General features: G+C 48.1%; 8 protein-coding genes. 2 read left to right on the top strand and 6 right to left on the bottom strand.

What is annotated here, in order from left to right; genetic code table 11:
* The first annotated feature begins 10 nt into the window (after positions 1–10).
* Together V3S16_RS10055 and V3S16_RS10050 are read left to right on the top strand one after the other, a co-directional pair.
* Positions 11–118, top strand: coding sequence for a DUF6122 family protein (locus tag V3S16_RS10055; RefSeq protein WP_413884555.1), 108 nt, complete (start codon positions 11–13; stop codon positions 116–118).
* Between the two features lie 173 nt (positions 119–291).
* On the top strand, positions 292–456 hold the full coding sequence (locus V3S16_RS10050) for a hypothetical protein (RefSeq protein WP_413884554.1): 165 nt from the start codon (positions 292–294) through the stop codon (positions 454–456).
* A 38-nt stretch (positions 457–494) separates the two neighbouring features.
* Here V3S16_RS10050 and V3S16_RS10045 read toward each other — a convergent pair whose 3' ends face one another.
* The 6 genes from V3S16_RS10045 to V3S16_RS10020 form a co-directional block, all read right to left on the bottom strand.
* The gene (locus tag V3S16_RS10045; protein ID WP_413884553.1) at positions 495–1,121 is read right to left on the bottom strand and encodes a tetratricopeptide repeat protein; all 627 of its coding nucleotides are present in this window, start codon (positions 1,119–1,121) and stop codon (positions 495–497) included.
* A 109-nt stretch (positions 1,122–1,230) separates the two neighbouring features.
* Positions 1,231–2,169 (bottom strand): hypothetical protein, encoded by a 939-nt coding sequence (locus V3S16_RS10040; RefSeq protein WP_413884552.1) that lies wholly within the window; start codon positions 2,167–2,169, stop codon positions 1,231–1,233.
* Between the two features lie 290 nt (positions 2,170–2,459).
* On the bottom strand, positions 2,460–5,489 hold the full coding sequence (locus tag V3S16_RS10035; RefSeq protein WP_413884551.1) for an FAD-dependent oxidoreductase: 3,030 nt from the start codon (positions 5,487–5,489) through the stop codon (positions 2,460–2,462).
* A gap of 370 nt (positions 5,490–5,859) precedes the next feature.
* Complete coding sequence (gene gltA / locus V3S16_RS10030; RefSeq protein WP_413884550.1) at positions 5,860–7,278, bottom strand: NADPH-dependent glutamate synthase; 1,419 nt, start codon at positions 7,276–7,278, stop codon at positions 5,860–5,862.
* 119 nt (positions 7,279–7,397) lie between these two features.
* Positions 7,398–8,237 carry a sulfide/dihydroorotate dehydrogenase-like FAD/NAD-binding protein gene (locus tag V3S16_RS10025; protein ID WP_413884549.1) on the bottom strand — a complete coding sequence of 280 codons (840 nt, stop codon included), beginning with the start codon at positions 8,235–8,237 and terminating at the stop codon, positions 7,398–7,400.
* Positions 8,222–8,931: CoB--CoM heterodisulfide reductase iron-sulfur subunit B family protein (locus tag V3S16_RS10020; RefSeq protein WP_413884548.1), on the bottom strand; the 710-nt coding region annotated here is incomplete at its 5' end. The genes V3S16_RS10025 and V3S16_RS10020, both read right to left, overlap by 16 nt.

Raw genomic sequence — 8,931 nt, 5'->3', positions numbered from 1 at the left:
GGCTATAGCTGTGTATGCACTGCTTGCTGCGGTACCAAAGACCCGGCTCTTGGGGTTCGGGTTGGCAATTCATATCATTGTGGACGGCTTAGATTGCCTCTGGATGAACATTATTTAATTTGGGGGGCCTAAAAAAGGGGTCGCTTAACAGTGCCGACTAAATCATTCGGTTATTGGCTGGATTTGAGAACTCCGTAAAACGGGAATTAACCCCATTGCATAAATTCGGTCTGAGAAAATTTGGAATTACGTAGAAGCACATGATAATGTGCATTTATCTTGGTAACAAATATGTCACGAAAAGTAATGATTACGTTTGGAATGATTATCGGCTCCTTTGCAGGAGGGTATTTGCCCGGTTTACTGGGAGCTGGTGGGATTTCACTGGCCTCGCTGCTTGGAAGCGGTGCTGGTGGAATACTTGGCATATGGATAGCATTTCAGCTTACCCGATAGATTTTTGGGGACCTTGGGAATTTATGGCTGCATTATTGTTAAGCTTCTTTCCTCTTTTTTAAGTTGGCCAGCATTTCCTGCATTAGCTCTACCATATGCCCGGCTCCGGTAGCTGCAAAAAGCTGCAGGCTCTTTTTGTACATTTCTTCGGCTTGATTAAAATCAAGACGGAGGCGGTAAATATCTCCTAAAAAACCATAAATTTTCGCTATGGCCGCTTTGTTATCCAGCTTTTCTTCCATTTCCAGGTGCTTTTTAAACATGGCCTCGGCTTGATCCAAATCACGACGGGTATAGTAAACTTCGGCCAGTTTGCCGCAAACCGTTGCCATACCCTGTTTGCGGCCCAGCTCCTGATTGATTTTAAGGCTTTTTTTGAACATGTTTTCGGCTTGTTCCAGATCATCGCGCATTTGGTAAACAGTACCCAGATACCCGTAATCTGATGCCATACCCTCTTTGTTATCCAGCTTTTCTTCCATTTCCAGGCTCTTTTTAAACATGTCTTCGGCTTTATCCAGATAACCAAGAGTTATGTAAAGAGTTCCGAGTTTTCCGTAAGCATCCGCCATACCCTCCTTGCGACCCAGCTTTTCTTCCTTTTCCAGATTCCTTTTGTACTCGGCCTCCGCTAATTCCAGCTCCATGCGGGATTTTGGTGGCATTTTGGTATCCTCCCTTTTTAGAATAAAATCAGAAAAATAGGTACACCAATAATTGTGCGCAGTCAATAATGGATTTGGTGTGACTGTGGCGGGATTAAATACTATACTGTTACTTGACCCCGGACGACAGCGCCTTGCCTGGAAGAGATTGAGCAGCTTTGCAATATCCCTTTTGTTTGGCCCAATTCAACCCTGAACAAACCCCTAATTCACAAGCTTTCTGCAAATCATTGCACGCGCTGGAGTAATTGCCTTGTTTGATCCAGGCGGCCCCTCGGTTTTGATAGGCCCTGGCGTATCTTGGGTTTAAAGCGCCTGCTTTTTTATAACCCGATACAGGCCGACTATACCCTTTCATCGTCGATTTCGGGATTAGCTGCTTGCGAGGATATGTGGATTTTGGGACTGGCTGCCGGCGATAAGATGTCGACTTTGGGACTGTCTGCCGGCGAGGAGATGCGGTAAGAAACAAATTGCCGAACTTTTTTGCGTTTCTTTTAATAAGTGCCATTGCTGCCGGAGCCGGGTCGCCGTTTCTTTGCTTAAAAATAAAATCGGTTGAAGGGGTCGGCAGCCCGATTGCCGTTGCTCCAGCGTGCCAAAGGGTTTGTGTTTTTTTATCATTTACCCTAATTACACGTATTTCCTCTTCAACATGCGAGCTTTCATAATTGCCGCCTTCAAAATAATAAAAAATGTCTCCGGTTATAATCAAATCGTACTTTTGGGCGTCAGCTATCTCTATCAGGTTGCTAATTTGGGTGTCGGCCACATCAATCTCGAGGGTTACATCTGAGAACACCTTGTTTTTTAACAGCTCTCTGTACAAGTATTGCGCAGATGCTTTTCCCAGACCCGGAGCATTGGGTGGATCCGTGAATTTAAAAAGACCCACTTTTAATGCTTTGTGATAGTTTTGTTGAGGTGTGACATAAATCTCCTCAGGAAGACTCAAAAATTGAGAAGGCACTTTTTGCTGGAAAATACATCCGATTAGAAAAGAAACCAGCAAAAATGCATAAACGCTGATTCTAATTGATGTGCTCATAACCTTATGTTATCACTTTAAATTATTTCTATCTTTTATGCTCGAATCTACTTGTTATTACCATTCAAATATCGTGCCAGTATTTGTGAAAACAAAAAGTTAGTTAATGCCAATTCAGCCAGACAGCACTTAAGCCATAGAATTTAATGCACTATTTATCTGTTTGCGTCGCCATAAACTTTCAAGGCCCATATTTACAAAAACAAATAAACGGGATGGAAAGCGGCAGTTTGATCTTGCAGGTTGGCAATTTTTGCCTAGCCCACAAACGAGAATCGGGATCGCCTTGATTAGTCGTTTAAGGCGCTCTTGATCTGGGCGTAAAGCTGATTGTTGTCAAATCCCATCAGGGCCGGTGCCTCGGAAAGACAGGCTGCCGAGCAGGCGCCGCAGCCTTTGCAAAGGGCCGGATTCACTTCAGCCACAAACTTTTCAGCGTCGAAGTCAATGGCATTAAAGGGACAGACATTAACACATCCCAGACATCCGGAACAAAGCTCCGGAGCGATATGGGAGATAATGCCGCCCAGCTTGATTTCTTTTTTGGCCAGAACCGTGACGGCTCTGGCAGCAGCAGCCTGAGCCTGGGTAATCGATTCATCGATGGTTTTGGGTGCATGGGCCAGCCCGCAGACAAAGACGCCGTCCGTGGCAAAATCGACCGGTCGGAGTTTGACATGGGCTTCCGCGAAAAAGCCGTCTTGATTCAGGGGGACCTTATAAAGCCGGGACAAGGGGCTCTTGGTATCGGGGACAACGGCGGAAGCCAGAATCAAAAGATCCGGTCGTATTTCCATCAGGCGACCTAACACTTTGTCGGAGAACATCACCTTAAGACCATCCTGCTCCGCGGTGACGGAGAAATCTTTATCAACGTCATACCGGATAAAAACAATCCCGGCCGAACGTGCCTGGCGGTATAGGTCCTCCCGCAGCCCGTAGGTGCGCATATCCCGGTACAGAACATAAACATGCCTGCCAGGATTTTTCTCTTTGAGCTTCAGGGCGCTCTTGACGGATTGCGTGCAGCAGACCTTGGAGCAGTAGGGACGCTCCGGGATGCGTGAGCCCACACATTGGATAAAAACAGCCGATTTAAAATTTTCCAAAGCAGGATCATTTTCGATAAACCGTTTTTGCAGTTCCAGCCCGGTAACCACGCGCGGGTCCTGTCCATATAAATACTGGTCCGGTTTCAGCTCCGAAGCCCCCGAAGCAATAATGGTTACGCCATGCTCCAGAACGCTGCTGCTGCCGTTGCTCTGTATCGTTGTTTTAAAATTGCCGACAAACCCTTCCACCTGTTTAATCTCGGCATTCAAAAAGGTATCTATGTTACTGTCCGACTGGACGGCATTGGTTAATTCGTCAAGATACTGTTGAACATCCTCGCCCCGCCAGGTTTCATGGAGAAACCGCGCCTGTCCGCCTAAAGCGTCTGTTTTTTCAATCAGAAAAATCTTGTATCCCTGCTGGGCCATATTTTGGGCCGCCGCCATGCCGGCAACACCGCCGCCGATTACCAGGACCGACTGGTTGACTGCCATGGTCGATTCTGTCAGGGGCTGTAGCAGCACTGCTTTTGACACCGCCATTCTGACCATATCTTTGGACTTTCGCGTGGCTTCTTCAGGATCGTTTTTATGGACCCAGGAGCACTGGTTGCGGATATTGCTCATTTCGAACAGGTACTTATTTACACCGGCGTTAATCAAGGTCTCCTGAAACAGCGGTCCGTGAGTTTTGGGGGTGCAGGCGGCCACAACCACCCGGTTGAGCTTATGCTCTTTGACGACCTCGGTGATTTTTTCCTGGGTGTCCGGGGAACAGCTGAACATGTTTTCCTCAACATAAGCGACGCCTGGCAGACTTTTTGCGTACTCCGCCACGGCCGGGACATCAACGACGCCCGCTATATTGGTACCGCAGCAACAGACAAAGACACCGACCCGGGGAGGCTCTCCACGGGCATCAATTTCGGCGGGGACATCTTTGGTCTTGGTGAGGCTCCAGCGGGATTCAGCCAATTTGCTACCCACCACACCCACAGCAGCACTGGCGTCGACCACCGCAGCCGGGATGTCCTTGGGTGCCTCAAAAGCGCCGCAAACATAAATACCCGGCACATTGCTTTCGACCGGAGCAAAACTGCTGGTTTGGGCAAAGTTATAGTGGTCCAAGTCTACGCCCAGTCTTTTGGCCAACTCTACTCCTCGCGGGCTTACCATCAGACCTATTGACAGCACCACGATATCAAAGCCCTCTTCAATCCTTTGGCCGGCTTCGTCCACATAGCGGATCAGAAGCTTGCCGGTGTCATCATCGGGGACAACGTTGGTGACCTTGGATTTGACGAATCGGACGCCTACTTCATCCTTGGCGCGGTTATAATACCTCTCAAAGTCTTTGCCGTAAGTGCGTATATCAATATAAAAAATGGCGGCATCCAGTTCCCCTTTCTGGTGCTCTTTGGCTATAATTGCTTCTTTGATGGCACTGGTACAGCAGACCGCTGAACAATACGGCTGTGATCCCGGGCGTATATCTCTGGAGCCCACACATTGAATCCAGGCGACCTTCTCGGGCTCTTTATGATCTGAAGGTCTTACCAAATGACCGCTGAAAGGCCCGGTTGAAGCAAGTATGCGCTCAAATTCCAAGCTGGTTACAATATTGGGTGATTTTTTGTAGCCGTAGGTATCGTAAACGGCCGGATCGTACATCATGCAGCCGGGTGCTATCAGCACCGCACCGGCATTGATGGTGAATTCTTTGGCCTGGTCCTCAAAATTAACGGCGTCGGCGGGACAGAATTTCTCACAAGCCTTGCATTTCCCCTTTTTAAAATAGATACAATTTTCTTCATCAATGGCAAACTTTAAAGGGACCGCCTGAGAGTATTGCACATAAGCCGCCTTGCGCTTGATCAGGCCGGCATCGTATTCACTTATTACTTTTTTCGGACATTTCTCTGCACAAATACCACAGGCAATACATTTATCCATGTCTATATACCGGGGATGCTGCAACATCTTGATTGCGAAGTTGCCTTCCTCCCCGGAAATGCTCAACACCTCTGATAAAGTCAAAAGTTCAATGTTAAGATGCCGGCCGACCTCGACCAGTTTGGGCGCGATAATTCACATGGCACAGTCATTGGTAGGGAAGGTCTTGTCCAGTTGGGACATGACGCCGCCTATGGCAGAGGACCTTTCGACAAGGTAGACATAAAAGCCGGAATCGGCCAGATCCAGGGCGGCCTGCATTCCGGCGATTCCACCACCAACTACCATCACGGCACCTGTTTTTTTATTGGGCATTTTCTAATCCTTAGTACACGTATTCTTAAATACGGTATCGTATTATAATTGGATAATTTATAATCACCGCTGAGACGCAAAGGTCGCAGAGTATTTGTTTCTTTTTTGTTTTCCGCTGAGAGGGCGGAAAGCAAAAACATGCATCCCTGTGGGATAAAGAAATAACCACTTGTATTTCAATACAATATTACTTTTATAAAGCTTGAGCTATTTTTTTTTGCCGTCCCCTCAATGGCAAAAAAAATAATGTTCATTGTCTTTGCGTCCTCTGCGACTCTGCGGTGAACTATTACTATCATTCCTTATTTTCTCCCGGTTTTCTGCCTGGAAGAAAGCTGGGCCGGCACTTTTTCGTATTACAGACAGAAAACTACCATCCCCAAGTCAAATAGTCGTGGATGGAATCGGCTGCCGTCCTTCCGGCTCCCATTGCCAAAATCACGGTAGCAGCACCGGTTACAATGTCCCCGCCGGCCCAGACGCCTTTTAAGCTGGTTTTTCCGGTATTAGGTTCCGCCATGATATATCCCCATCTATTTAGCCGCAGCCCTTGCGTAGATTTCGTCAACAGGGGATTGGCGCCGGAACCCACGGCAATAATGACAAGATCGCATTCCAGCTCGAACTCAGAACCCTCAATTGGGATCGGTCGGCGTCGCCCGGAGTCATCCGGCTCACCCAGCTCCATCTTGAGACCTTGCATGCCGATGACGCGTCCCTTTTGGTTTCCATAAAATTTTGTCGGGGCGGTGAGAAAATGAAATTCGACCCCTTCTTCTTCGGCATGATGGACTTCTGCGGCCCTGGCCGGCACTTCAGCACTGGAGCGGCGATAGACAATTCTGGAACTTTTAGCACCCAGCCGCAAAGCGGTTCGAGCTGAATCCATGGCCACATTACCGGCACCGATAGTGATCACATTTTTTCCTCTGATAACGGGCGTATCATACTTGGGAAAAAGATAGGCTTTCATGAGGTTGGTCCGGGTCAAATATTCATTGGCAGAAAATATGCCGATAAGGTTTTCATTCGGCACCCCCAAAAAATTGGGCAAGCCGGCACCGACACCCAGGAAAATGGCTTCATAGCCCTCTTCAAACAGTTCCTCCAGTGTTATGATACGACCCACAACGGCGTTGCATTGAACCTTTACCCCCAATTTTCCCAGGAAGTCAACTTCAGCAAAGACGATATCATTTGACAGCCTGAACTCAGGAATCCCGTATACCAACACACCACCCGGCAGGTGAAAGGCTTCAAAGATCGTCACATCATGCCCTTTTAATATTAGATCGCCGGCAACCGTTAGGCCTGATGGACCGGCACCCACCACCGCCACCTTCTTCCCGGTAGGCTTTTCCTTGGGCGGAAGCTCACCGGTACCGTGGGCGCGCTCATAATCGGCGGCAAACCGTTCCAGGTTGCCGATGGCTACAGGTTCACCCTTTTTGCCGATAATACAAACCTCTTCGCATTGTGTCTCCTGGGGGCATACTCTGCCGCAAACCGCGGGCAGGCTGTTCTTGGCCCACAGATTTCTGATGGACCCTTGAAAATCACCGTCTTTGATAAGCTGGATGAATCCGGGAATATCGACTTCCACCGGACATCCGGCAATACAGGCCGGTTTTTTGCACTGCAAGCATCTTTCAGCCTCTTTCATGGCCGCTTCCGGTGAGAGTCCAAAAGGTACCTCGTCAAAGTTTTTTCTCCTGATATCCGGTGCCTGCTCCGGCATGGGTTGTCTGGGAATCTTCTCTTTCTTTGCTTTTTTAACTACTTTTGCCATAGTGCCTCCGTAAGCAAATCCATGGTGCAATTTAATAAATTGCGGCGTGGTCGTTGAAAAAGTATATTTATTAACTTTAAATTTCAGGCGAAATAATCAAATGTCCCGAATCTATGTGGTTATGGTGAGATGCCGGTTAAAGTGCAATATTCCTCATAGCTTTGTTTTTCATCCTCCTGGTAGGCCTGAAGACGAAGCATCAGTTCATCATAGTCAACTTCGTGCCCGTCAAATTCAGGTCCGTCAATACAGGCAAATTTTGTCTCATTGCCAACCGTAACACGACAGCCACCGCACATTCCGGTCCCATCAATCATTATTGGGTTCAGACTGACCATTGTATTAACTTGGTATTCCTTTGTCACTTGGGATAAAAATTTCATCATAGGCACCGGCCCGATACCAACAACCAGTTTTACATCATTTTCCTCCAGCACCTGTCTTAACACATCTGTTACAAAACCATGATGTCCGTATGAACCATCGTCGGTACATATATGCAGTTTATGGGAAGCCGTCCGCATCAACTCTTCCATAATCAGCAGATCCTTACTCCTGGCACCGACAATACAGATTACTTCGTTTCCGATCTCCTTGAGCGCCCGGGTAATAGGGTGCAAAACAGCGATACCGGTTCCGCCGCCGACACAAACTACTTTGCCGAGTTTTTCAATGTGAGTCGGCTTGCCCAAAGGGCCGATAACATCCTGATACCCCTCACCGACCTTTAAATCCCTGAAAAGGGCGGTGGATTTGCCGACAACCATATATATGACTGTTATTGTTCCTTTCTCAGGGTCCATTTCTGCTACGGTGAGCGGAATACGCTCACCGGTTTCATTGGCTTTCAAGATAATGAATTGGCCGGGCTTAGTCTTGCGCGCGATTAAAGACGCTTCGATTTCATTCAGTATTACCGTACCCTGAGCCATTTCTTCACGTCTTACGATTTTAAACATAACAAACCTCCTGGTTCCTCTTCGGCTGAGTCAAGAAAAGACTTGATTGTACAGATATCAAGCTGGTTCAGATTGAGGCCTAAGATTTTTTCGTCAATGCCCATACACAGCCCTAGTAATTGGGGATAGAGAACGGAAGCCAGCGGGTCATGCCCGTTTTGGGAAACCATCAGTTTCTGCACGGTATCAAACTGTAAATGACAGTACGGGCAGGCAGAACAAATATAATCAGCATCGGACGCTTTGCCGCTGGTCAGCTTGCGCGCGGTCAAATTCATGGAAAGATCGTCATTGATACCCAGCACGGGAGCCCCGCAGCACTCCAGCTTGGCGTTCCAGTCCACACTTTGGGCGCCTGTAACCTCCACCAGTTGGTCGAAGATGGTGGGAGCTACCGGGTCGTCGAACTGGGTGATCTTGCTGGGCCGCAGGGCATGGCACCCGTAATGGGTTGCAATCTTGAAGCCGTTATATTGCCTGGTTATTTTGCTTTTAATAGTCTCCAGGCCCACATCATGATACAGCACGGAAAGAAGGTGCTTAATCTGAGGCTGGCCGGTATATTTCAGCCCTCTTTGCGCCAGTAAGCGGTTGATTTCGGTTTGCAGATCACCTTCCTGCTTGAGGATGTGTTCGGCTTCCTTAAGGCTGCCGAAACAACACTTGCACAGAGACAATATATCCAGCCCCGCAT

Source organism: Candidatus Desulfatibia sp. (assembly GCF_036446775.1).
Classification (GTDB): domain Bacteria; phylum Desulfobacterota; class Desulfobacteria; order Desulfobacterales; family UBA11574; genus Desulfatibia_A.
Note: the sequence above shows the minus strand (reverse complement) of the source record. Positions and strands in the feature narration are given on the sequence as shown.